We start from the raw sequence: 24510 nt of genomic DNA, 5'->3' as shown, positions 1-24510 counted from the left end.
TTTCAGACGACCTCCAACACGGTTTTCAAAGCCTCCGGCAATCGGCACACTTTTTGGCGCGCATAATCGAAACACACCATGCCCGTGCGCACCCGCGCCAGCACCTTGCCGTCCGCGATGCGCGTCAGGCGGAACAGCAGCGCAAACCCGCCCTTGCCGATATCCTCGACGCCCATCTCCGCCGACAATTCATCGCCGTAAAAGCCTTGTGCCAAATATTGCACCGCCGCGTCCGCCATAATCAGCCCCGCGCCGCCCGCGTCCGTTTCGCTCCAGCCCAAACCCGCCAGCCAGCGCATCCGCACCTCATGACACAAACGCAAAACGGCATCGTTCGCCAGATGGCCGCCGTAATTCACATCGCCCACCTGCACGCGCAAGGTCGTCTGAAACAACACCGCATCCATATCCGCTATTGCAAACTTACCCATCACACACCTCCCGCCGCCGTTTCAGACGACCCCGAAAACAAACCGTTATTATAAACCATGTCAGACAAATACCGACCGCACCGTTTGCCCGCCGCAGCCGCTCAAAATCTCATTAATATATAAAACTGATGTAGCCCTGTGTAGTTTTTTAATAAGAAAAACATTATAATTTCCCACATCACCATCCCGCTACCTCACCAAGGAGATTTAAATGGCACTCGTATCCATGCGCCAACTGCTCGACCATGCCGCCGAAAACAGCTACGGCCTGCCCGCATTCAACGTCAACAACCTCGAACAAATGCGCGCCATCATGGAAGCCGCAGACCAAGTCAACGCCCCCGTTATCGTTCAAGCATCCGCCGGCGCGCGCAAATATGCAGGCGCGCCGTTTTTACGCCACCTGATTCTGGCGGCCGTCGAAGAATTCCCGCACATCCCTGTCGTCATGCACCAAGACCACGGCGCATCGCCCGACGTGTGCCAACGCTCCATCCAACTGGGCTTCTCCTCCGTCATGATGGACGGCTCGCTGCTCGAAGACGGTAAAACCCCGTCCACCTACGAATACAACGTCAACGCCACCCGTACCGTCGTCAACTTCTCCCACGCCTGCGGCGTGTCCGTCGAAGGCGAAATCGGCGTATTGGGCAACCTCGAAACCGGCGAAGCCGGCGAAGAAGACGGCGTAGGCGCGGCAGGCAAACTCTCCCACGACCAAATGCTGACCAGCGTCGAAGATGCCGTGCGCTTCGTCAAAGACACCGGCGTGGACGCGCTCGCCATCGCCGTCGGTACCAGCCACGGCGCATACAAATTCACCCGTCCGCCCACCGGCGACGTATTGCGCATCGACCGCATCAAAGAAATCCACCAAGCCCTGCCCAACACCCACATCGTCATGCACGGCTCCAGCTCCGTTCCGCAAGAATGGCTGAAAGTCATCAACGAATACGGCGGCAAAATCGGCGAAACCTACGGCGTACCCGTAGAAGAAATCGTCGAAGGCATCAAACACGGCGTGCGCAAAGTCAACATCGACACCGACCTGCGCCTCGCCTCCACCGGCGCCATCCGCCGCTTCATGGCAGAAAACCCGTCCGAATTCGACCCACGCAAATACCTGAGCAAAACCGTCGAAGCCATGAAACAAATCTGTCTCGACCGCTACCTCGCATTCGGTTGCGAAGGTCAGGCAGGCAAAATCAAACCCGTTTCCCTTGAGAAAATGGCAAACCGCTACGCCAAAGGCGAGCTGAACCAAATCATCAAATAAACAACGGGACAATCAAACGGGCGGCCATCCAAGCCGCCCGTTTTGTTTGAAGGGGGTATGGGTTAAGTTCAACCCCGTACGGCACTGCACTGCCCGCTCTGATTTAAATTTATAGTGGATTAAATTTAAATCAGGACAAGGCGACGAAGCCGCAGACAGTACAGATAGTACGGAACCGATTCACTTGGTGCTTCAGCACCTTAGAGAATCGTTCTCTTTGAGCTAAGGCGAGGCAACACCGTACCGGTTTAAAGTTAATCCACTATAATACGCCGGCTTTCCAAACCAGACAAAAGGTCGTCTGAAAACGGCTTCAGGTTGAACACAACCTGCGGCGTTTGTTTTCAGACGACCTTGTTTGCCGAAGAGGCGAACTTTTCCTATTCCCTGACTAGCGTGGGATTCGATGACGGACGGCGATTATTTGTCGCTGCATTGCTTCAAATTAAATTGTGCGGCAGCGGCTTCTCGTTTGTATGCGTCTTCGTAGAGGTAGCTCGGCTGGTAACCCTCCAGCCATTCATCCATCGGGGCAAGCGCCTTGCGGCATGCCGCTTTGTCTCCGGCATTTTTATAGCTGACGGACAAGTCGTTCAGCGTCCGCATCCATTCGGTCAGATCGAGGAACTTGTCGCATTCGTTGAGATAACGTTGTTTGATAGCGACAGCATCGCGGTAGCGTTTTCCCTGATAGGCGGCCTGAAAACGTTTTTCCATTGCTGCCGCGCCTTTTGCGGAACAGGCGGCAGGCAATTTTTCATAGGTCGCCTCGAAAGATGCATTATGTCCGCAGTATTCTTGGCAGGCTTCGCGGGCTGAATCCGGAATGTTCAGCTTCACGCTGTTGTTGGTAAAGGAGAAATGTACGACGCAGCCATTACGGTTTTTGCTGGTACGGTTTTTGATTGTGCCTTCATAATTACAGACATGGCCGTTTGGATTGACTGTATCGACAGAAACCTGTTTGCCGTTAAGTGTCAATGAGCCGCTGCTGAGACGGTCTTCCGTCAGAACATAATCTTGTGCGGCAGCGTGCAGGGAAAAGCTTGTCAGCAGGAGGAATGCGAGGGTTTTCATCAATGTGCTTTCTTATGGTTTACGGGAAAAATGAGGGAGAATGCGATTAACTCGGTGCTTCATCTGATGCTTTTATAGTGGATTAACTTTAAACCAGTACGGCGTTGCCTCGCCTTGCCCTGATTTAAAGTTAATCCACTATATAGTCAATTAAAATTAAAATAGGACAGTAACGCATCGTCAAATCGGGCGTAATCAGACAATACGGTTCGCAGATACCGCTTAATATTCGCCCACACCTTCTCAATCGGGTTGAGCTCAGGTGAATAAGGTGCAAGAGGCAATACCTTATGTCCCCATTTTTCCGCCATTTCCCGTAAGACACCCATACGGTGAAATCGCGCATTATCTAAAATAATCACCGATTTTTGAGTCAATGCGGGCAGTAGGCATTGCTGAAACCACGCTTCAAAAAAGACTCCGGTCATCGTATTTTGATAAACCATCGGAGCAATCAGCCGGTTGCCGACTTGTGCGGACACCAGAGATAAGCGTCGGTATCTTTTTCCACTTATCTGCGCTTTCACTATTTGCCCTTTCGGGCTGCGGGCATAGGGACGGAACAGGTAGCGGTCAAATCCTGTTTCATCCAAATAAACACGTTGGTAGTCGGAAAATTCGGCCAGCTGTGTCAAATAATGCGTTACTTTGGCCGGGTCTTGTTCTTTGTAAGTGGTGGTCTTTTTTTGCGCGTCATCCCCATCTGTTTGAGTGCATAGCAAACGGCGGCTGGCGTACAATCAAAATGTTTGGCGATTTCATGCAGATAGGCATCCGGGTGTTGCCCAACATATTGAGCCAGTTTTTGCCTATCCAATTTGACGGCATTTAGACCGGTAACTTGATGTTTTAGGCTGCCTGTTTGTTTTTTAAGGCGAATCCACAGGTAAAGCGTGTTTCTTGACAAGTTAAACGTCGCTGCGGTTTGGCTGATGTTTTTGCATTGTTCGTAATAGTTTAAAGCTTTGTTTCTTAAGTCCGCAGAGTATGCCATGGTTAGACCTTAAAAGTTGAGTATTGTACTATTTTATTTTTAATTGACTATATTATGCAACGAGCAATGTGGATTGTACCGCAATACAAAGGTCGTCTGAAACGCCAAACAGCATTTCAGACGACCTTTTTGATAAAGGACGGAAGGCGTATCGACACCCGCCTGCCGTCGGCTTTGCAGCGTCAGTTGATCGAATAGCCGCGCAGATATTGGGTACGCTCGCGCGTCATGCGGGTATCGCATTGGAGCTTGAGGTATTCGTTTTGCGCCGGACTGTCCGCCCTTGCTGCCGCCTGTTGGCAGTTTTGGTTTTTGGTTTGAATCCAAGCGCGTTGTTCTGCCAGCATTTCCTGTTGGACAGTACGCTCCATGCCGTCCCATACGCCTTTGATTTCCGCCTCTGCCTGATGGTTTTGCGAACGGGCATTATCTAAGTCGCTTTGAGAGAACGAAGGCTGCTCCTGCTTCTCTTCGCCGTCAGGACGCAGGATTTCGGTTTCAAGGCCCGCAGCAGGCGGTACGCCCGAAGCTTGGCTCGCCGCGTTGTTTTCCAAAATATCTTCTGCTTTGGCGACAGGCGGCTCTTCAGCGGCTTTGCTTTGTAGGATTTTGATCGCCTCTTCTTTGCTGACTGCCTTACCGTCTATCATCACGATGCTTTTGACGCCGTAAGGCAACAGTAAGGAAGACAGGGTTTGCGCGGTCATGGTAACGGTATTGTCTTCCAAAGAAACCGTACCGACTTTCGGATCGGGCGTATAGCGGACGCTGGTTGAGAACGTGTTGTTCTCAAAGCTCAGGTTGCTGCCCATGATTTTCTGCTGAAGCATTTCGGTCAAGCCGGTATTGCTGTAAATCAGCAGACTGTTGGCATCGGCGGTACGCAATACTTCGGCAGGGATTTGGATTTTCAAATCGGCGCTGCACAAGGATTTGTTGTCTTCCGTAATTTCTTGCGGATTGTCCAAGACGATATTCAGCTCAGAACCGGCAGCGATGATTTTATCGGCATCGACAAATTGGCGGCTGTCGGCACGGACAAAGGAACGCGCCTCGCGCTTGATGGTTTCTTGGATTTGGTTGCGGATACTTTGAATGGCGGCAGGATTGCCACACTCCAAAGCCTGCTTGGGTTCTTCTTTGCCGCACGCCGCCAACATCAGGGCGATAAGCGGTAAAGCCAGCAGTTTCTTGTGCATAAATAATACTCCTTGATACGGCTCGAAAACCGAATCGTTTTGTCGTTCAGACGACCATCATAACAAAAGCACTTGCAACAAGTAAATGTTGCAAGTGCTTTTTCAGATAAACGGTCTTAAGTAAGGATATGTCTGAACTGTTGGATCAGATTGACAAAGCCGGAAAGAATCGCCGCATTAATCAAGTCCACGAAGAACGCGCCGACCATAGGCACAATCAAGAAAGCTTTGTGCGAAGGACCGAAGGTTTGCGTGATGGACTGCATATTGGCAACGGCGGTCGGCGTGGCGCCCAAACCGAAACCGCAATGCCCCGCCGACAAAACCGCCGCATCGTAATCGCGTCCCATAAAGACGTAGGTAACGAAAGTCGCATAAAGAATCATCACAACGGTTTGTACGGCAAGAATGATGCTGACTTTGCCTGCAATGTCGGTCAGTTCCCACAGTTTCAGGTTCAAGAGCGCCATGGCAAGGAAGAGCGACAGGGAAGCATTGCCGAATACGTCAATGGCACGGTCAAACATATTGACTTTGAACGCGGAGGTTAGAATGTTACGGATGACGACACCGGCAAACAGACACCATACGAATTTCGGCAAGTCAAGCAAATATTCCTTCAAATATTCCTTGTCATAACTGTCTACAATTTCCGCGAACGCAAGACATACAGCAAACATGGCAAGCGTTTCAATAGCGGATTCCGCAGTAATCAGGCGGGTGCGCTTCGCCTGTTCAAAGATATCGTCGGTTGAATCGTTGTGTTCATTTTTTTGCGCATTCTGCTCGACCGGCTTACGACCCATTCTATTAATCAGAAGACGTGCGACCGGACCGCCGATCAAACCGCCGAACACCAATCCGAAGGTAGCCGAAGCCATGCCCAATGCGGTCGCTCCGGATAAGCCGAATTTGCTCTCAAAGTCGGGCCCCCAGCCGCCAGCCGTACTGTGTCCGCCGGTCAGGGTAATCGAGCCGGTCATCAAACCCAACAGCGGATCCAAGTTCAAAACCGATGCCAAGCCGACACCGACAATGTTTTGAACGACAATAAACACACCGACAACAGCAGTGAAAATCACCAACGGCAGACCGCCTGCTTTCAGGCGGGAGAAGTCCGCGCTCAAACCGATGGATGCAAAGAAAATCAGCATGAATGCGTCTTGTAGCGGTTTTTCAAACTTGAAGCTCACGCCGTAAGCGTGATGCAGTGCAAACAGGATAATCGCAACAACCACGCCACCTGCCACAGGCTCGGGAATGCTGAAATCGCGCAGGAATTTGATTTTTTTGACCAAAAACTTACCAATCAACAAAACCAATGTGGCGGCAATCAACGTGTAGTAGCTGTTAAATTCCCATTCCATAATTGTTTTACCTCTCAAAAAATGTTTTTCTATTGTTCTTTTCGAGTATTTGCCCGATAAGATTCAAACGAATGGATATTAGGGTATGAGTTAAAAATTGTCAAAGAATAGCCTTTTGTTTTCGAATTTTTTACATATGGCATTTTTAAAATCATCAAAATATTTATAATCATCATGCCATTACACAAGACTACTTTTGTTTATTAATTAAATATTTTTAATCTGAATGATATTATTGTTGACAATTCTTTTCATCAGAATATGGACTTGATAACTAAAAAGGTCGTCTGAAAACTTGGAAATCAAGTTTTCAGACGACCTTTTTTACAACCATCCCTTCTAAAAATGCTTGGAAACATCAAAAAATACGCGATGTTGGTTCTGACGATAATAAAAATGGTTGCTGTGAACATGCGTCCAAGCCCAGTTCAAGCGGGGAGTGAAACCTTTCCAAGACAACTTCTTATGTGATACCGCCAAATTGACATAAGTCTCTCTATCACTCCGTTTGATGTTAAAAATGTCTTCTGACTGATAGCGGCGATATTGCACTGTACCATTGAACGAAGTCGAAAAATTACCTGTTTTACCCCATGCTTTTGTCCAGCCGGCCCGCAGGTTTTCATGTTGATAAGCGTCAGAACGGTCGCGAGCACTACTGTAACCTTTACCCGCTCCCAGAACAAAATACTCCCCGCCAGTCCGCCTGTATAACACTGATACTGACGCAACATGGTTTACCCCGTTCAGGAACTTCCGCTCTTTATACTTACGATAACCAGATTGCCATGCGCCGAACACCTGCCATTTGGGTGACAACATATGCGAATAGCGCAGGACGCCGCCCGCAGTATCGGAATACGGTTCGGTACCATACCAACGTTTTTCATAAAACGGCGACAACGAAATTTCTTGCTCATGATTGCGCCATCCTGCACCCGTTTCAGCACGGATAGTTAAATCGTCGTAAGCGTGCGCATCCCAATAAAACTTACCGCCAGCGGAAAGGTTCTTTTTCCAAACCCAATGCCCTTTAATCGGGGTATTTTTCTGTGCGGACACATCATAAATCACACCATGTGCCTTGCGTGGAGGTTCAAATTCGAGACCACCGTAAGTTCTTTCCTTTGGTGCATTGGATACATTGCTTTCTCGAACATAGGAAAGATTGCCATCAAAGTTCCAAGCCCTGTCTTTTTTTAAGTATTTGTCAAACTGACTTAAATACTCTTTCATCGATTCAGGCAGATCGGGGGTATTGCGGACTTCCTGCAACTCTTTTGCCGCTTCACGCGCTTTGCCGTCCTGCGAGAGGGTCAGTGCCAGCTGCAGGCGTACAGGAGCGTAATCGGGATGTTCTTTGATGATGTTGTGGAAACTCTGTTCTGCCGCCTTGTAATCGCCATCCGCACGATAGAGGATTGCATCGGCATAGGATGCCATGGTTTCGTCGTACCCTTCCAGACGGCGGTAGAGTGGCAATAAGAAACGGACATTATCGATGTTTTGTCGTTCCAAAGCAGTATCCATTGCATCAGTCAGCATTTCGGGATATTGAAGCAGATCTTCGGATGACATCGAAACCTGTTTCTGTTCAGACTCTTCAGTATCTTCTACTCTCTGACTCTCGGCCTGACGGATTTGATTGCGGTTGAGATCAGGCAGAATTTCATCTCGTGGGGAGGGAGCGGCCGCGGCATAGCAAGCCACCGCATATAAAACTAAAGCCAAAGTCGGATAACGCATGATGTTCCCTCTTGATTCGAATCATCTGAAAAATAAAAAGAGTCTTTTTTCAGACGACCTCTAATAAAACAAACCGTCCGGCTGTCTGCCGGACGGTTAGAAACGGCTAATTATTGTTTTTTCGCGCCAAATGCACCTTGGTAAGAACTGTTGCGATGCTCGGCACTGAACACGCCACCCAATTCTGCAGCCTTAGGTCCAAAGAAATTGCCCTTCATCGTAACACCGTCTTGGTCACCACTGAAAGACGCACCGACGATCTTACCTGACAGAGGAATTTCGTACGCAGTGTCAATATAACCTTTGATGGTCTTCGCCCCAAAATCCACATTAAATTTAGATTCTGAGGAAAGCAAAACTCCTGCTGTGCCCACCACGGCATCACCGATATAGGTTGCCTTACCTGATGTTGGCATTGCATCTGCTCCATTCAACGGCGTAATGTTACCGATTGCGAAAGTATCATGGTAATGCGTTGGTCGATAATTCGCATCGACAACACCCATGCCTTGCCCACCAAATCGGACATGACTGTATTTACGACCGCTCAAAAGAGTTTGTCGGGTAGATATATTGCCTTCAGCTGCAGCTATCTCTTCCTTGAAGCGAAATGCTTCATTGGCTTTGGACAGATCAATGGTACGACCGTCAACCGTTACGCTGGTATTCATATTGCCACTGGGCGCAGTATATTTGGCTGTATTATGAGAAAAGTTTTTACTTACCATTGCATTGCCACTAACAGACGCGCTTGGAGTAGCAGGTTTGGCAGGAGTGGTTGGTTTAGAAGGTGTTGCCGGTGTAGCGGGTGTTGCTGGTTTAGAAGGCGCTGCCGGTGTAGCAGGTGTTGCTGGTTTGGAAGGTGCTGCCGGTGTAGCAGGTGTTGCTGGTTTGGAAGGTGCTGCCGGTGTAGCAGGTGTTGCTGGTTTGGAAGGTGCTGCCGGTGTAGCGGGTTTGGCAGGCGTAGAGGTTGAGGGATTAGCTTGTGGGCCACTGCCACCGCCACTGCTGCACGCCGTTACCGCGAATAAAGCAGCACAAACCAATGCTGTTGTTTTCATAGTTTTATTCATAAATTTGTATCCTTAACCTTGAAGATTTAATAATTAATGTAAATTAATGACTTTTATAGTCGAAAAAATTTTACAACAAATAAATAACCAGACAAATAAACAAATCTAGGATATTTTACTATTCTGTTGACTACACAATGATTTTTTATCACTAACGCATAAAAATCAATACCTTGCATACCATTGTATTTTTAAATTATTTTTTCACTGTCGCACTTAAGATACATTTTTTTGAACAATCAGCCATTACATTTTCAAAAAAGGTAAAATTAATCACGATCCATTTAACAAATTTATTAAAACCTACAAATAAAACAATTAAAAACCTACCCCTTTTCTCCGAAATGAGAAACTTGACAACCAATAAAATATAACTAAAGAAATTTTTATAATTTCAAGACCGACGGTGTGATGAGATCATACGAAACTGATAAACGAGGAAATTTTGTGGCAACCTCACTATCTAACTGCTTATATCCTCGCTTACATCGCAATGGCTACCTACTGCCTTTTGACTCATTGCTTACTGTCTGCTAAAAGAGACCCTTCAATACAAAAAGGTCGTCTGAAAACTTGAAAATCAAGTTTTCAGACGACCTTTTTATCTTTCAGACTTTATCTTTCAGGCTCAATCAACCTTTAGTACGCTCCAACAATTCTTCCGCCAAGGCGAGGTAGGCTTTGGTGCCTTTGGCGTTGGCGTCGTAGGCGAGTGCGGGCATGCCGTGGCTGGGGGCTTCGGCGAGGCGGACGTTGCGAGGGATGACGGTTTGGAACATCAGGTTGCCGAAATGTTGGAAAAGCTGTTCGCTGACTTCGACGACGAGGCGGCTGCGGCTGTCGTAGAGGGTGCGGACAATGCCGGTGATGTCGAGGCGCGGGTTGATTGCCTGACGGATTTTGCGCACGGTGGCGATGAGGTCGGAGATGCCTTCGAGGGCATAGTATTCGCACAACATGGGGACGATGACGCCGTTGGCGGCGACGAGCCCGTTGAGCGTGAGCAGGGTCAGCGAAGGGGGGCAGTCGATAAGGACGAAGTCGTAGTCGTTTTCGACGGTTTGCAGGGCGTTTTTGAGGCGGATTTCGCGGGCGATTTCTTGCACCAGCTCGATTTCGGCGCCGGCAAGCGCGCGGTTTGCGCCGAGTACGTCGTAGCTGCCGTCTCCGCTGCGGACGACAGCGGTTTTGATGTCGGTATCGCCCAATACGACTTGGTACACGCCTTCTTCGAGGCGGGCTTTGTCTATGCCGCTGCCTGTGGTGGCGTTGCCTTGCGGGTCGAGGTCGATGACGAGGACGCGTTTGCCTTTGGAGGCGAGCGATGCCGCGAGGTTGACGGTGGTGGTGGTTTTGCCGACGCCGCCTTTTTGGTTGGCGACGGCGAGGATTTGTGCGCTCATGTTTTTGCTGCTGTCGGATAGGTGAATGGCGGAATTTTAACGTTTTTTGCTTGAAATGGGTATAAGGTCGTCTGAAAAGGAGCTTCAGTGAGGGGAGGCATCTTTGTCGCATTTCTGTCTGCGTTTCGGTAAATTTTCTTTAAATCCAGACAAAGCAAGGTAATGCCGGCTGATTCAATATGGGTTTTCTATACAATATGCCGTTTTTTTAACTGTCGTAGAGATATACCATGAAAAAATCTTTCTTTGCCCTGATGCTTGCCGCTGTTTTGCCTGCTGCCAATGCGGCTTCGGTTACCGAACGGGATGGGCAGATTTCGGCTTTGACTGCCGAACAGGCTCGGTTGGAATCAGCACAGGTTGAGATGGGAACGGAACTGGCGCGGTTAGCTGCGGATCTGGCGCGTATTGAGGCTTTGATTGCCGCACAGGAGGCGCGTTCCGGCATGGGAGAGGATGAGCGGATAGCGGCTTTGGAAGCCCGTATCAGTAAATTGGAAAAACGCCTTGCCAAGTCAAAATAGTACAACCCGAATCGGGTTTATGTGTGCAGCGTCAAGCCGTTCCAGAAGTTGTTTGAGGCTTCGGGGAAAAACGAATGGGAGGCGCGCCGCGCCGTCCGCACTGCCTGCGATGCGGAAACTTCGGCGATGTTCTGCGAAGACTCTGCCATCCGTTGCGAAAAATACGAATAACGGGATTTGAATAACAAGGTCGTCTGAAACGGAATCGGGTTTCAGACGACCTTTTTAACGGTATAGTGGATTAACTAAATCAGGACAAGGCGACGAAGCCGCAGACAGTACAGATAGTACGGAACCGATTCAATTGGTGCTTCAGCACCTTAGAGAATCGTTCTCTTTGAGCTAAGGCGAGGCAACGCCGTACCGGTTTAAAGTTAATCCACTATATTTTGAAGGCAAGTGGCGTTGTGTTCTGCCGATATCGGTATCGTTTCCTTTGAATTTGAACCAAACCAGGCTGTATACTTTATGACTTGTCGCTGTTCATACCACAACAAGGAAATCTATGGATTGCTGGGAAATTCTGCAAATTGCGCCTACCTGTGACGAACGTGCCATCAGGCGTGCTTATGCGAAGCTGTTGAAATCGACGCGTCCGGACGATGACGCAGAGGGATATCAGCGGCTGCGCGAGGCGTTTGATGAAGCTTTGGCGCGTGCGCCCTACATCGATGAGGAAGAGGACGCAGACGATTGGTCTTGGGATCATGCCGATAACGATGAGGCGGATGTTTCAGACGACCCTGATGAAGCACAGACTGAATATGTTGACGGGGCAGCGGCAGAATATGAATCGACCCAAGCCTATCCGCACGATACATGGAAAGACGCAGAAACCGACTATATTGAAGAAACTGATGTTTCAGACGACCCCTACGGATATAGCGGCGCAACTGCCGAGGCTTATTCATACAATGGATACGATGGCGTAGATTCAGACTATATTTTGGCGGAAATCGGACGCATTCACGATGAAGGGAAAAGTGAAGCGTTGGAACGCTCCTGGCACGACATCCGCGCTTTATTGGACCGGCTGCCTTTGGGCGAATCGGAATATATTGCTTGGGATTTTTTGGATTTTCTGCGCGATCGGTATATTTCAAATATCATCGTATGGGCGCAATGGGCGTCTTATTTCCGCTGGCACGAGAGCCGCGAAGTTCTCCACCGTATGAGCACGGACGAGCTGGAGTGGGTTTATGACTACATCAATGCGGCAGAAGTTTTATCTGACAACGCCAATGGCAAATTCCCGCTCTTACATAGTTTGAACCGCCTGACCGAGCAAGGGCGCGATATGCGGGCAACGGTGAATGCGTTTTTCCTGAACACGGCTTTACAGGAAGAAATATCGCCATCCGTACGCACGGCGCTGATGAGGTGCAAGACGAAACTGACGTCTGTTTTACAGAAAGCGCAATCATGGCGGCAGATGCGGATTGTGCTGCCGATTGTGGCGATATTCGTCGCCATGTTTACAGCGGCAGCCGATGACGCTTTATCCGCCTATATCGAGACGTATTATTCGTTGGCCCTCGTCTCCACCCTCACACTGGCGCTCTTGTGTTTCTTGGTCAATGCCTTCCGAAGCATGTTTTTCACATGGCTGCCGTCTCTATACAAACTCTTCACGGCGACTTTTGTGTTTAAAAAAGCGGCGATTGTGCGCGCTTTCGTATTGCCTGTCGTGATGACCGCCGTGTGCCTGACCCCGACCGGTTCGGTAATGTTCTTCCTGCTGACCGTACTCGCATGGATATATTCATGGTGTACCTTTTTCTCCTACATCAAAAGCGAACGGAGTATTGTCGGCGGTCTGACGGTCAATCTGTCCTTGATGTCCATGTTTCCGATAATCAATGTGCTAAACAAACACTTGGAGCAAACGGCGGGCAACTCGGTATTGCTTATCCTGACGGCTTTGATGATATTGTTGTGGTTCAGCGCCAATCTGTATCTACGGTCGTTCCATCCCCATCTGTCAAAAAAACAGGCACAATTCCAGCTGGCACCTTGTTCGCCCAACGCATCCTTTCCTGTCAGGGCAGCCGCTTCATTCGCCTCCGCTCTGGTTTGGATGCTGACGCTGCCGCAGCGGTGTGCCGACTATACCGAACGGAATGATATTTGGACGCCTTTGGGTTTCGGCGTACTGGCATGTATGCTGACGCTTATCCTGCCGCTTGGCGGAAATCGGATGCTGTGGTTTTACCCGATTGCCTTTGTCCTCGGCTGGCTGATGCTCGTTTTGAAACAAAATGCCTACCGCAGCCTGATGCGGGCATAAGCAAAAGGTCGTCTGAAAACTTTTCAGACGACCTCAAGCATACCATACAACGCTTATTTCATTTCTCTGCAACCGATTCATCCAATAAGGAATCCGCATGACTTTACCTGTTTTAGCCGTCACTTCGGGCGAACCTGCCGGCATCGGCCCCGATATCTGCTTGGATTTGGCGTTTGCCGATTTGCCGTGCCGTTGTGTCGTATTGTGCGACAAATATCTGCTGCAACGCCGTGCCGAGCAATTAGGCAAAACCATCACCCTGCAAGATTTCGACCCGCAGGGCGGCAAGCCCGAACGCGGCATATTGGAAGTGTTGCACATTCCTTTAGATGCGCCCTGCCAAGCGGGCAAACTCAATCCTGCCAATGCCGCCTACGTCCTCAAACTGCTAGACACTGCCTATCAAGGCATTTCAGACGACCTCTTCGACGGCATGGTTACTGCGCCGCTGCACAAAGGCGTCATCAACGACGGACACGCCAGCGATCATTTCTTCAGCGGCCACACCGAATACCTCGCCGAAAAAAGCCAAACCGAACAAGTCGTCATGATGCTCGCAGGCGGCGGATTGCGGGTTGCGCTCGTCACTACCCACCTTCCGCTCAAAGACATCGCCGCCGCCATTACCCGCCCGCTGGTCAAATCCGTAACCCGCATCCTTCACGCCGAACTGCGCGACAAATTCGGCATCGACAGCCCCCGTATTCTGGTTACCGGACTGAATCCGCACGCAGGCGAAAACGGTCATCTCGGCAATGAGGAAATCGACATCATCATCCCCGCGCTCAAGCAGCTGCAAAGCGAAGGCATAGACGCACGCGGCCCCTATCCCGCCGACACGGTGTTCCAGCCCTTCTTGCTCAAAGATGCCGATGCCGTTTTAGCGATGTATCACGACCAAGGATTGCCCACGCTCAAATACGCAGGCTTCGGACAAGGCGTCAACGTCACGCTCGGGCTGCCCTTTATCCGCACTTCGGTCGATCACGGCACCGCCCTCGACCTTGCCGGAACGGGCAAAGCAGACTCAGGCAGCCTCATGACCGCCGTTGCCACTGCGTTGGAAATGGCGCGCCATATCGACCCGCATTCCTGAAACCGGATTTCGTTTATCACATAAGTTCTTGAAGCCAAAGGTCGTCTGAAAACAAGAAATACCATCCGAAACGATATGCGGCTTACCTGACGAACAAATCCACAAACTCGGCGCAGTCCTTGTTGCGACACCTTGTTTTTAAAGTCTTCAGATGTGCAAACAACTGCTGTTTCTCGCTGTCGCTCCGTTTACGTCCTTTATCATCACGGACTTGGTTGTACTTAGGCGTATTTTTGACATCAAAGCCACGGTTGATAAAGAAAACCGTTTCCTTACCAGCCGCATTGCGCACGGTCAGCATCATGCTGCCGCCGTCCGCCGCGATGGCGCATTTGTCTTCAACAATGGCAGTGTAGTCGGTGTACATGGCTGGTCTCGGTTTGGTTTGGCTGTACGCCGTTTGACTCAATAAAACGGCGACAGCAATCGCAATGAAATGTTTCAACATGATTTGCTCCGTTTGCGTTTTCAGACGACCTCTTCCGATTTGCGGCTTCTATGCCGCATCGGACGATTCCTCCTTGACCGCGTCCAACAGCGGTATCAACAGCTCTTCCACCAATCTTTGGAACAACGCTCCTTCCACCGGCTCGGTGTCTTCGTTGCCGAACACTAGGGCGACTTCGGTATAGTCTTTTTGCCCTTTGCTGACTTTGTTGCCGTGATAGCTTTCATTGGCTTTGTTCAGGGCATCTTCCCAGTTCTGTTTTTTGCCGTAGGCTTCGGCGGCGGCGAGGCTGGTTTTGGCGAAGAAAGGCAGCGGGCGCGTTTGTCCGAGGTTGAAGAACGTCAGCCATTTTTGCAGCATTTGTTGCGCTTGGCTGCTAGGGATTGCGGGATAAAACGTCGTTTCTTCAGGCTGAACGATATGGGTTTGGCGAGTTTCGGTTTCGGACAGCCCTACCGCGCAAAAGATTAAATGTTCGAGCAGGAGGGCGATGCGCTGCGGGGCGTTGGGTTTTCGGTCGAGGTAGAACACTTGGCCGCATTGGTAAAGGTTGCCGAGGCTGCCTTGCAGGGTTTGCCCGTCGAACGGAATTTCGTAAGCGAAAGGCGGCAGTTTGGGGCTTTGCAGCAATGCGCCGTCTATACGTTTGGCGGCGGCTTGGAAATTCTGTTGCCACAATTTACCCAGTTCACCGGCGGGCAACAGGCTTTCGGCGTCGAGGCGGACGGCGGTTTCTTGAAAGTCTTGGTTGTGGCGGCGGGCGTCGAGGTAGGCGGCGGCAATTTTGTCGGCGCGTTGCGGCTCGAAGGGTTCGGCGGATTCCCATGCTTCGTCGCGGTAGGGTTCGCGCCAGCCCAAGGTTTGTTGCAGCCATGCTTTGACGGGATTTTTCCAGAAGCGGATAAAGTCGTCCTGCCAAACGGTCGGTTCGGGGCTGTTTTCTTCGAGGGCTTCACTGAAAAACGGACGCGCCTGTTCGCGCGGGCGGTTGAGGGCTTCGGTGTAGTCTTGTCGCGTGCTGAAGAGGTCGTCTGAAATTTTGTCTGCGATGAAATAGCGGTGTGAGAACGGTTGCAGGGGATGTTGCTCGACCCAGTGTGCCGCCAGCTCTTTGCTGCGCCGTCCGGTCATGGCGGCAATGGTGTCGATGAGTTCGCTGACGAGGGCGGACGGGGCGAGTTCGTCGTCGTTGCGGATGCTGCGGCCGACGTAGGAGAGATAAAGGATGTCGCGCGCGCTGATGATGGCTTCGAGGAAGAGGTAGCGGTCGTCGTCGCGGCGGGCGCGGTCGCCTTTTTGCGGATGTTTTGCAATCAGGTCGAACACGGCGGCTTTGGTGTTACGCGGGAAATCGCCGTCGTTCAGACCCAAGAGGCAGATGACTTTAAACGGCAGGCTCCTCATCGGCACCATGCTGCAAAAGGTGATGCCGCCGCGCAGGAATCCCGCTTGGCTTTCGCTGCCCAAAAAGTGGCGGATGTGGCGGATGACGGTGTGTTGCGGCAAAGTGCCGTTAAAGCCTGCCAACGCGGTTTCTTCCTGCCATTTTGCCAACGCCTGCTCAAACTGCTGCAAGGCGTATTGGTCGTCGGCGTCGGGCAGGAACAATGACTGCACCAAATCGCGGCAGCGTTCCGTCCACTCCTCCGCCGCTGCGGGTTTGCGCCACTCGGCGGCAAGACGGGACAGCGTGCGGATGAAGGCGGCAAAGCGGCCGAACACATCAAGACGGTTGACATCGCCGTGCCACGCGCTGACGTTTTGCCAGAGCGGGCTGCCGTCGTCGGGCAGCATCCAACCCAACACGATGCGTTCCAACGCCTGCTGCCAAGTAAACAGATTGTCCGCCGCGCCGCGCATCGTTCCGTCCAAACCCCAATGCACGTTCAATTCGGCAACGGTGTCATGCAGCAGTGGCAAATCGTCCGCCGTCAGCCCGAAACGGCGCAGCACCAAACCGCTTTCCAACAGCGGCAGCACTTTATCGACCTCAAACCGGCTTTCCAGCAAATCCAGCGTCTGCTCCAGCGCGTAAAGCAGCGGCTGGCGGCGGCTGAGTTTCACGTCCGACACCGAATACGGCAAAGCCTGCGCCCCACCCTGTGCCTGCCCGAACACCGCTTCGATAAACGGGCTGTACGGCTCGATGTTCGGCGTCAAAACGGCAATATCGTGCGGCTGCCAGTCGGGATGTTCGTGCAGAATCCGCAACAGCTTGTCTTTCAAAATCTGCAATTCGCGCAAGGGGCTGTGTGCCGAGACGATACGGACGGAACCGTCGTCCAGCAAATCCGTGCGGCTGTTTTCAGACGGCATCCGCAGGTTTTGAATATCGTTTTGCAGGCAGTGCAGCAGCGTGTCGTCTGAAACCTCTTCAAACACAGGCTGCTCCTCCAAGCCGATTTCCGTCAGAAAATCAAAAAAATCACGCCCCTGCTTGCCCAACGATGCCAAGAGCGGATGCCCCGTCTGCGACAAATCCGCATCGTCGTCGCCCTTCAACAGCTGCGCCGCCTCAATCACATTGCCCCAATACTGGCCGCTCGGATTGAGCGCGAACACAAACACATCGCAATGTTCTGAAATTTTCTGCAAAAGCTGCAAATACATCGGCGCCATCGTCGAAATGCCGAACACGAAAAACCGCTCAGGCAGGTGCGCCTTATCCAAAGACGACAGCAGCTTTTCCCACAACGCCACACGGTGCGGCGCGGATTGGTTGCCGTCGTCCAAATACCGCCAAAGCTGCGCCTGCCAGACCTCGTCGTCGCCCAGCCCCAGAAATTTGCCTTCCTGCCAGGCATCAATCCACTGCGGTCGGTACACTAGATACTGGTCGAAAATATCCGCCAACTGCCCCGCCAACTGATAATCCGCCGACTCGCCGCTGCCCAAATAGCTTTGCAAGACAGAGCGGACGTTTTCAAATTCAGAGGTCGTCTGAAAACGCTCGCTGCGGAACAAATCCAAAAGCCGCCAGCGCATTACCTCCGGCGAAAACGGACTGAGCGCGGGAATATCGGGAATCAGCTTCTGCATCAACTGCCACGTCAAACCCGCCGGCAGGCTGAATTGCAAATTCGCCGCTACCCCCAGTTCGCGCGCCAGATACACACTCAAATAACGCCTCATCCCCTGACTCTGCACCACAATCTGTTCCGCCGCAAAAGCAGACTCAAGCGGCCTGACCCTTTGGATCCCGGCAAACAGGGCAGCTAGCGATTCGAGGCGGTTGGATTGGTAGAGGTAGAACATGGCGATTAAGAGCAAAATGTTAAGAAGGCAGGACAGATTATAAAGTCCCTTGATTTCTCTGCAAGCGCAACCATATAGCCGTCAACCCATCATTCAGAAAAACAGAGGAATTTATGCCGCAAACCGACATCAAACACGCCGATATCCGCACGCGTTTCATCTTTGACGATATGCCTGTACGCGGGCTGCACGTCCGCCTTGAAAACGTGTGGGAACACATTGTCGGACAAAAACACTACCCTGCCGCCATCCGCCGAGCTTTAGGCGAACTTCTCGCTGCAGGTGCGCTTCTCTCCAGCAACATTAAAAACGAAGGTACGCTCATTGTCCAGGTACAAGGACAAGGTCGTCTGAAAATGCTTGTGGTCGAAGCCACTTCCGACAACACCGTTCGCGCTACCGCCCGCTGGGATGAAACCGCCGATATCCGTGATGACGAAAGCCTGACCGACCTTTTGGGCAGCAACAGCGTTTTCGTACTCACACATCAACCCAAAGATGCCGAACCTTGGCAAGGCGTTGTCCCGCTTGAAGGCGACAATATCGCCCAAATGCTCATGAACTATATAAAACGTTCCGAGCAACTCGACACTCACATCGTCCTCAGTGCTTCAGATCATGTCAGCGGAGGATTGCTGGTACAACGTCTGCCCGAAGAAGAACTGGACACCGTATCATGGGAGCTCATCAGCACACTGACCCAAACGCTGACACCTGAAGAACTAACTACTCTAGACGCACAACACGTTCTCTATCGTCTCTACCATGAAACCCCTCCGCGGGTTTTCGATCCCGAAAGCATCGAATTTGCCTGTACCTGCTCGCACGGCAAAGTCAGCGATATGCTGCTTATGTTAGGCAGAGAAGAAGTTGGCGGTATTGTTGCAGAACAAGGCAGTATCCAAATCGATTGCGACTTTTGCCACACCAAATACGTATTTGACGAAACGGACGTGAACGCGCTATTTGGTGGGGACGTAGTCGGCATTGCGCGCGAGCAAGGCAGCCGTATCCAATAACAAGCGTTCTCACAGCGCATACTAAGACAGTATTGCAGCCCGCTACCTTTTCAGACGACCTATTCTTCCTCCCCAATCCATCCGTATGCCTCCGTCTATCCCGTTCTGACGGTGAATGAAACAAGAACAGTCACGACGTCATACCTGCCCGACACGAAGGCCGCCCGAATCCCCGAGGGTTTCGGACGGCCTTTTATAGTGGATTAAAATAAAAATGAGACAAGGCGTCAACGCCCGCCTTGTACGGGTAGTACATAAGGGCGTTGGCAACGCCGTATCATTGCAATTTTAATCCACTATATCACGCGGTCTGTTGCGCACATTCCCGTTTGGGAGGGTGTTCAGGTTTATTTTTTAGCGGCAGGCACGTCGGCTTTGTTTTTAGCGGCCGGGGCGACGGTTGCCTCCGCCTTCAGTTTGGAGAAGATGCCCTCACCGATACCTTTGACGTTTTTCAACTCCTCGACCGATTTGAAGGCACCATGTTGCTGACGGTAGTCCACAATGGCTTTGGCTTTGGCAGGGCCGATACCGGGCAGGGCTTCCAACTCGGACGGGGAAGCGGTATTGATGTTGACGGCGGCCAGCGACAGCGAAGCGGTCAGCAGGGAGAGGGCGGCAAAGAGGAATTTTTTCATAAGAAGGTACTCCATAGTTTGTGAATGCGGATGGCGCCTATGTGTGCGGCACCGTAAAATAGTTGGCTATCATATCCGTCTTACCGTTTCCATTCAAACGATACCTGAAGATTTCTTGAGACCTTTGCAAAATTCCCCAAAATCCCCTAAATTTCCACCAAGACATTTAGGGGATTTCTCATGAGCACCTTCTTCCAGCAAACCGCCCAAGCCATGATTGCCAAACACATCGACCGCTTCCCACTATTGAAGTTGGATCAGGTGATTGATTGGCAACCGATCGAACAGTACCTGAATCGTCAAAGAACCCGTTACCTTAGAGACCACCGCGGCCGTCCCGCCTATCCCCTGTTGTCCATGTTCAAAGCCGTCCTGCTCGGACAATGGCACAGCCTCTCCGATCCCGAACTCGAACACAGCCTCATCACCCGCATCGATTTCAACCTGTTTTGCCGTTTTGACGAATTGAGCATCCCCGATTACAGCACCTTATGCCGCTACCGCAACTGGCGGCGCAAGACGACACCCTGTCCGAATTGCCGGAACTGATTAACCGACAACTGGCCGAAAAAAACCTAAAAGTAGAGAAAGCATCCGCCGCCGTCATTGACGCCGCCATTATTCAGACCGCCGGCAGCAAACAGCGTCAGGCCATAGAAGTCGATGAAGAAGGACAAGTCAGCGGTCAAACCACACCAAGTAAAGATAAAGATGCCCGCTGGACAAAGAAAAACGGCTTATACAGACTCGGTTACAAACAACATACCCGTACCGATGAGGAAGGCTATATCGAGAAACTGCACATCACCCCAGCCAATACCCATGAGTGCAACCACCTGTCGCCTTTGTTGGAGGGCATTGCCGAAGGTACGACCGTCTATGCCGACAAAGGCTACGACAGCAAGGAAAACCGGCAACATCTGAAAGAGCATCGGTTGTTAGACGGCATTGCGCAAAGCCCACCGCAACCGTCCGCTGACGGAAAATCAAACGAAGCGCAACCGAATATTTGTCGAAGACCCGTTATGTGGTCGAACAAAGCTTTGGTACGCTGCACCGTAAATTCCGCTATGCCCGGGCAGCCTATTTTGGTCTGCTCAAAGTGAGTGCGCAAAGCCATCTGAAGGCGATGTGTTTGAACCTGTTGAAAGCGGCTAACAGGCTAAGTGTGCCTGTTGCCGCCTAAAAGGCGGCCCGGATGCCTGATTATCGGGTATCCGGGGAGGATTAAGGGGGTATTTGGGTAAAATCAGGAGTAATTAGGAGCGGAAATAGACGAAAACCTGTGTTTGGGTTTCGGCTGTCGGGGGAAAAGGAATTTTGCAAAGGTCTCTTCTTGGTTTACTATCTCCTTATGTATTGATTCTGCAACATCCCTATTCTACCCGCACCCTCCCAATCCGTCACATTTACCCGCTGCGCCATCGTCGCACCCGCCTATCTCCACTCGTGAGCAAGTAAGCCATAGCAAGAAGGCAAGAAACAGCAATGACGAGTTTCAAGTAAAGGTATGAATAAAATATGAGGTAAAAGTAAAAGCCCCCGACATCTGTCGGGGGCTTAGAATAGGTGTTTGGCAGTGACCTACTTTCGCATGGAAGAACCACACTATCATCGGCGCTGAGTCGTTTCACGGTCCTGTTCGGGATGGGAAGGCGTGGGACCAACTCGCTATGGCCGCCAAACTTAAACTGTACAAATCGGTAAAGCCTTAATCAATATATTCGGTGATGACTGAATCAGTCAGTAAGCTTTTTATTTGAAGTTCTTCAAATGATAGAGTCAAGCCTCACGAGCAATTAGTATGGGTTAGCTTCACGCGTTACCGCGCTTCCACACCCCACCTATCAACGTCCTGGTCTCGAACGACTCTTTAGTGCGGTTAAACCGCAAGGGAAGTCTCATCTTCAGGCGAGTTTCGCGCTTAGATGCTTTCAGCGCTTATCTCTTCCGAACTTAGCTACCCGGCTATGCAACTGGCGTTACAACCGGTACACCAGAGGTTCGTCCACTCCGGTCCTCTCGTACTAGGAGCAGCCCCCGTCAAACTTCCAACGCCCACTGCAGATAGGGACCAAACTGTCTCACGACGTTTTAAACCCAGCTCACGTACCACTTTAAATGGCGAACAGCCATACCCTTGGGACCGACTACAGCCCCAGGATGTGATGAGCCGACATCGAGGTGCCAAACTCCGCCGTCGATATGAACTCTTGGGCGGAATCAGCCTGTTATCCCCGGAGTACCTTTTATCCGTTGAGCGATGGCCCTTCCATACAGAACCACCGGATCACTATGTCCTGCTTTCGCACCTGCTCGACTTGTCGGTCTCGCAGTTAAGCTACCTTTTGCCATTGCACTATCAGTCCGATTTCCGACCGGACCTAGGTAACCTTCGAACTCCTCCGTTACTCTTTGGGAGGAGACCGCCCCAGTCAAACTGCCTACCATGCACGGTCCCCGACCCGGATTACGGGTCTGGGTTAGAACCTCAAAGACACCAGGGTGGTATTTCAAGGACGGCTCCACAGAGACTGGCGTCTCTGCTTCAAAGCCTCCCACCTATCCTACACAAGTGACTTCAAAGTCCAATGCAAAGCTACAGTAAAGGTTCACGGGGTCTTTCCGTCTAGCAGCGGGTAGATTGCATCTTCACAACCACTTCAACTTCGCTGAGTCTCGGGAGGAGACAGTGTGGCCATCGTTACGCCATTCGTGCGGGTCGGAACTTACCCGACAAGGAATTTCGCTACCTTAGGACCGTTATAGTTACGGCCGCCGTTTACTGGGGCTTCGATCCGATGCTCTCACATCTTCAATTAACCTTCCAGCACCGGGCAGGCGTCACACCCTATACGTCCACTTTCGTGTTAGCAGAGTGCTGTGTTTTTAATAAACAGTCGCAGCCACCTATTCTCTGCGACCCTCCGAGGCTTACGGAGCAAGTCCTTAACCTTAGAGGGCATACCTTCTCCCGAAGTTACGGTATCAATTTGCCGAGTTCCTTCTCCCGAGTTCTCTCAAGCGCCTTAGAATTCTCATCCTGCCCACCTGTGTCGGTTTGCGGTACGGTTCGATTCAAACTGAAGCTTAGTGGCTTTTCCTGGAAGCGTGGTATCGGTTACTTCATGTCCGTAGACACTCGTCGTCACTTCTCGGTGTTAAGAAGACCCGGATTTGCCTAAGTCTTCCACCTACCGGCTTAAACAAGCTATTCCAACAGCTTGCTAACCTAACCTTCTCCGTCCCCACATCGCATTTGAATCAAGTACAGGAATATTAACCTGTTTCCCATCGACTACGCATTTCTGCCTCGCCTTAGGGGCCGACTCACCCTACGCCGATGAACGTTGCGTAGGAAACCTTGGGCTTTCGGCGAGCGGGCTTTTCACCCGCTTTATCGCTACTCATGTCAACATTCGCACTTCTGATACCTCCAGCACACTTTACAATGCACCTTCATCGGCCTACAGAACGCTCCCCTACCATACCAGTAAACTGGCATCCGCAGCTTCGGTTATAGATTTGAGCCCCGTTACATCTTCCGCGCAGGACGACTCGACCAGTGAGCTATTACGCTTTCTTTAAATGATGGCTGCTTCTAAGCCAACATCCTGGCTGTCTGGGCCTTCCCACTTCGTTTACCACTTAATCTATCATTGGGGACCTTAGCTGGCGGTCTGGGTTGTTTCCCTCTTGACAACGGACGTTAGCACCCGCTGTCTGTCTCCCGAGGAACCACTTGATGGTATTCTTAGTTTGCCATGGGTTGGTAAGTTGCAATAACCCCCTAGCCATAACAGTGCTTTACCCCCATCAGTGTCTTGCTCGAGGCACTACCTAAATAGTTTTCGGGGAGAACCAGCTATCTCCGAGTTTGTTTAGCCTTTCACCCCTATCCACAGCTCATCCCCGCATTTTGCAACATGCGTGGGTTCGGTCCTCCAGTACCTGTTACGGCACCTTCAACCTGGCCATGGATAGATCACTCGGTTTCGGGTCTACACCCAGCAACTGTTCGCCCTATTAAGACTCGGTTTCCCTACGCCTCCCCTATTCGGTTAAGCTCGCTACTGAATGTAAGTCGTTGACCCATTATACAAAAGGTACGCAGTCACACCACAAGGGTGCTCCCACTGTTTGTATGCATCAGGTTTCAGGTTCTATTTCACTCCCCTCCCGGGGTTCTTTTCGCCTTTCCCTCACGGTACTGGTTCACTATCGGTCGATGATGAGTATTTAGCCTTGGAGGATGGTCCCCCCATATTCAGACAGGATTTCACGTGTCCCGCCCTACTTTTCGTACGCTTAGTACCACCATTGAGATTTCGAATACGGGACTATCACCCACTATGGTCAAGCTTCCCAGCTTGTTCTTCTATCTCGACAGTTATTACGTACAGGCTCCTCCGCGTTCGCTCGCCACTACTTGCGGAATCTCGGTTGATTTCTTTTCCTCCGGGTACTTAGATGGTTCAGTTCTCCGGGTTCGCTTCTCTAAGTCTATGTATTCAACTTAGGATACTGCACAGAATGCAGTGGGTTTCCCCATTCGGACATCGCGGGATCATAGCTTTATTGCCAGCTCCCCCACGCTTTTCGCAGGCTTACACGTCCTTCGTCGCCTATCATCGCCAAGGCATCCACCTGATGCACTTATTCACTTGACTCTATCAT

At 51.1% G+C, this 24510-nt stretch carries 18 protein-coding genes, 2 rRNA genes and 1 pseudogene; 7 read left to right on the top strand and 14 right to left on the bottom strand.

Going from position 1 to position 24510, the window contains the following annotated elements:
- Positions 1 to 2 precede the first annotated feature (2 nt).
- Positions 3 to 431: an acyl-CoA thioesterase gene (locus ACMYUL_RS07360; RefSeq protein WP_070682638.1), complete on the bottom strand. Its 429-nt coding sequence runs from the start codon at positions 429 to 431 to the stop codon at positions 3 to 5.
- Positions 432 to 642: 211 nt separating this feature from the next.
- Here ACMYUL_RS07360 and fba point away from each other — a divergent pair, with 211 nt between their 5' ends.
- Positions 643 to 1707 (top strand): class II fructose-bisphosphate aldolase, encoded by a 1065-nt coding sequence (fba, locus tag ACMYUL_RS07355; RefSeq protein WP_003761919.1) that lies wholly within the window; start codon positions 643 to 645, stop codon positions 1705 to 1707.
- A 420-nt stretch (positions 1708 to 2127) separates the two neighbouring features.
- Here fba and ACMYUL_RS07350 read toward each other — a convergent pair whose 3' ends face one another.
- Both ACMYUL_RS07350 and ACMYUL_RS07345 read right to left on the bottom strand, forming a co-directional pair.
- On the bottom strand, positions 2128 to 2784 hold the full coding sequence (locus tag ACMYUL_RS07350; RefSeq protein WP_049222699.1) for a hypothetical protein: 657 nt from the start codon (positions 2782 to 2784) through the stop codon (positions 2128 to 2130).
- A gap of 146 nt (positions 2785 to 2930) precedes the next feature.
- A protein-coding gene (locus tag ACMYUL_RS07345; protein WP_415769686.1) for an IS630 family transposase occupies positions 2931 to 3778 on the bottom strand; the annotation gives its coding sequence in 2 pieces (ribosomal slippage) (positions 2931 to 3463 and positions 3463 to 3778; 849 coding nt in all).
- A 54-nt stretch (positions 3779 to 3832) separates the two neighbouring features.
- Here ACMYUL_RS07345 and ACMYUL_RS07340 point away from each other — a divergent pair.
- Positions 3833 to 3976, top strand: coding sequence for a hypothetical protein (locus tag ACMYUL_RS07340; RefSeq protein ID WP_415769684.1), 144 nt, complete (start codon positions 3833 to 3835; stop codon positions 3974 to 3976).
- On the opposite strand, the gene ACMYUL_RS07335 is transcribed toward ACMYUL_RS07340, so the two are convergent.
- From ACMYUL_RS07335 to ACMYUL_RS07315, 5 genes are all read right to left on the bottom strand, one after another.
- Positions 3961 to 4977, bottom strand: a complete 1017-nt coding sequence (locus ACMYUL_RS07335) for a lysozyme inhibitor LprI family protein (RefSeq protein WP_415769682.1) — start codon at positions 4975 to 4977, stop codon at positions 3961 to 3963. The genes ACMYUL_RS07340 and ACMYUL_RS07335 overlap by 16 nt on opposite strands.
- Positions 4978 to 5093: 116 nt before the next feature.
- Entirely contained in the window at positions 5094 to 6344 is a 1251-nt protein-coding gene (gene gltS, locus ACMYUL_RS07330; protein ID WP_415769680.1) for a sodium/glutamate symporter, read from the bottom strand.
- A 339-nt stretch (positions 6345 to 6683) separates the two neighbouring features.
- On the bottom strand, positions 6684 to 8090 hold the full coding sequence (locus tag ACMYUL_RS07325; RefSeq protein WP_415769678.1) for a surface lipoprotein assembly modifier: 1407 nt from the start codon (positions 8088 to 8090) through the stop codon (positions 6684 to 6686).
- A 110-nt stretch (positions 8091 to 8200) separates the two neighbouring features.
- Positions 8201 to 9163 carry a transferrin-binding protein-like solute binding protein gene (locus ACMYUL_RS07320; RefSeq protein ID WP_415769676.1) on the bottom strand — a complete coding sequence of 321 codons (963 nt, stop codon included), beginning with the start codon at positions 9161 to 9163 and terminating at the stop codon, positions 8201 to 8203.
- 632 nt (positions 9164 to 9795) lie between these two features.
- Positions 9796 to 10566 carry a ParA family protein gene (locus ACMYUL_RS07315; protein ID WP_003741993.1) on the bottom strand — a complete coding sequence of 257 codons (771 nt, stop codon included), beginning with the start codon at positions 10564 to 10566 and terminating at the stop codon, positions 9796 to 9798.
- Positions 10567 to 10796: 230 nt separating this feature from the next.
- On the opposite strand from ACMYUL_RS07315, the gene ACMYUL_RS07310 reads away from it, so the two are divergent.
- Complete coding sequence (locus ACMYUL_RS07310; RefSeq protein ID WP_415769674.1) at positions 10797 to 11090, top strand: response regulator FrzS; 294 nt, start codon at positions 10797 to 10799, stop codon at positions 11088 to 11090.
- A gap of 17 nt (positions 11091 to 11107) precedes the next feature.
- Here ACMYUL_RS07310 and ACMYUL_RS07305 read toward each other — a convergent pair whose 3' ends face one another.
- Complete coding sequence (locus ACMYUL_RS07305) at positions 11108 to 11239, bottom strand: hypothetical protein (protein WP_415769672.1); 132 nt, start codon at positions 11237 to 11239, stop codon at positions 11108 to 11110.
- Between the two features lie 356 nt (positions 11240 to 11595).
- Between ACMYUL_RS07305 and ACMYUL_RS07300 the strand changes: the two genes are divergently transcribed.
- Both ACMYUL_RS07300 and pdxA read left to right on the top strand, forming a co-directional pair.
- Positions 11596 to 13377 (top strand): molecular chaperone DnaJ, encoded by a 1782-nt coding sequence (locus ACMYUL_RS07300; RefSeq protein WP_415769670.1) that lies wholly within the window; start codon positions 11596 to 11598, stop codon positions 13375 to 13377.
- A gap of 97 nt (positions 13378 to 13474) precedes the next feature.
- The gene (gene pdxA, locus ACMYUL_RS07295; protein ID WP_415769668.1) at positions 13475 to 14473 is read left to right on the top strand and encodes a 4-hydroxythreonine-4-phosphate dehydrogenase PdxA; all 999 of its coding nucleotides are present in this window, start codon (positions 13475 to 13477) and stop codon (positions 14471 to 14473) included.
- Positions 14474 to 14555: 82 nt separating this feature from the next.
- Here the strand turns inward: pdxA and ACMYUL_RS07290 are convergent, their stop codons facing one another.
- Both ACMYUL_RS07290 and recC read right to left on the bottom strand, forming a co-directional pair.
- A complete protein-coding gene (locus tag ACMYUL_RS07290) occupies positions 14556 to 14921 on the bottom strand; it encodes a hypothetical protein (protein WP_415769666.1) in 366 nt (121 codons plus the stop codon).
- A gap of 48 nt (positions 14922 to 14969) precedes the next feature.
- Entirely contained in the window at positions 14970 to 18176 is a 3207-nt protein-coding gene (gene recC / locus ACMYUL_RS07285) for an exodeoxyribonuclease V subunit gamma (protein WP_415772909.1), read from the bottom strand.
- 113 nt (positions 18177 to 18289) lie between these two features.
- Between recC and hslO the strand changes: the two genes are divergently transcribed.
- Positions 18290 to 19195 (top strand): Hsp33 family molecular chaperone HslO, encoded by a 906-nt coding sequence (gene hslO, locus ACMYUL_RS07280; protein WP_415769664.1) that lies wholly within the window; start codon positions 18290 to 18292, stop codon positions 19193 to 19195.
- A 347-nt stretch (positions 19196 to 19542) separates the two neighbouring features.
- Here hslO and ACMYUL_RS07275 read toward each other — a convergent pair whose 3' ends face one another.
- Positions 19543 to 19833: a ComEA family DNA-binding protein gene (locus ACMYUL_RS07275; RefSeq protein ID WP_415769662.1), complete on the bottom strand. Its 291-nt coding sequence runs from the start codon at positions 19831 to 19833 to the stop codon at positions 19543 to 19545.
- A 180-nt stretch (positions 19834 to 20013) separates the two neighbouring features.
- On the opposite strand from ACMYUL_RS07275, the pseudogene ACMYUL_RS07270 reads away from it, so the two are divergent.
- A pseudogene (locus ACMYUL_RS07270) lies at positions 20014 to 21019 on the top strand (IS5 family transposase).
- A gap of 385 nt (positions 21020 to 21404) precedes the next feature.
- Here the strand turns inward: ACMYUL_RS07270 and rrf are convergent.
- Positions 21405 to 21518: ribosomal RNA gene (rrf, locus tag ACMYUL_RS07265) — 5S ribosomal RNA — on the bottom strand.
- Positions 21519 to 21611: 93 nt separating this feature from the next.
- Positions 21612 to 24503, bottom strand: a 23S ribosomal RNA gene (locus tag ACMYUL_RS07260).
- Positions 24504 to 24510: the final 7 nt, after the last annotated feature.

It is taken from the genome of Neisseria sp. CP9 (assembly GCF_047758525.1).
GTDB lineage: Bacteria > Pseudomonadota > Gammaproteobacteria > Burkholderiales > Neisseriaceae > Neisseria.
This window is presented reverse-complemented; position numbering and strand designations above follow the sequence as displayed.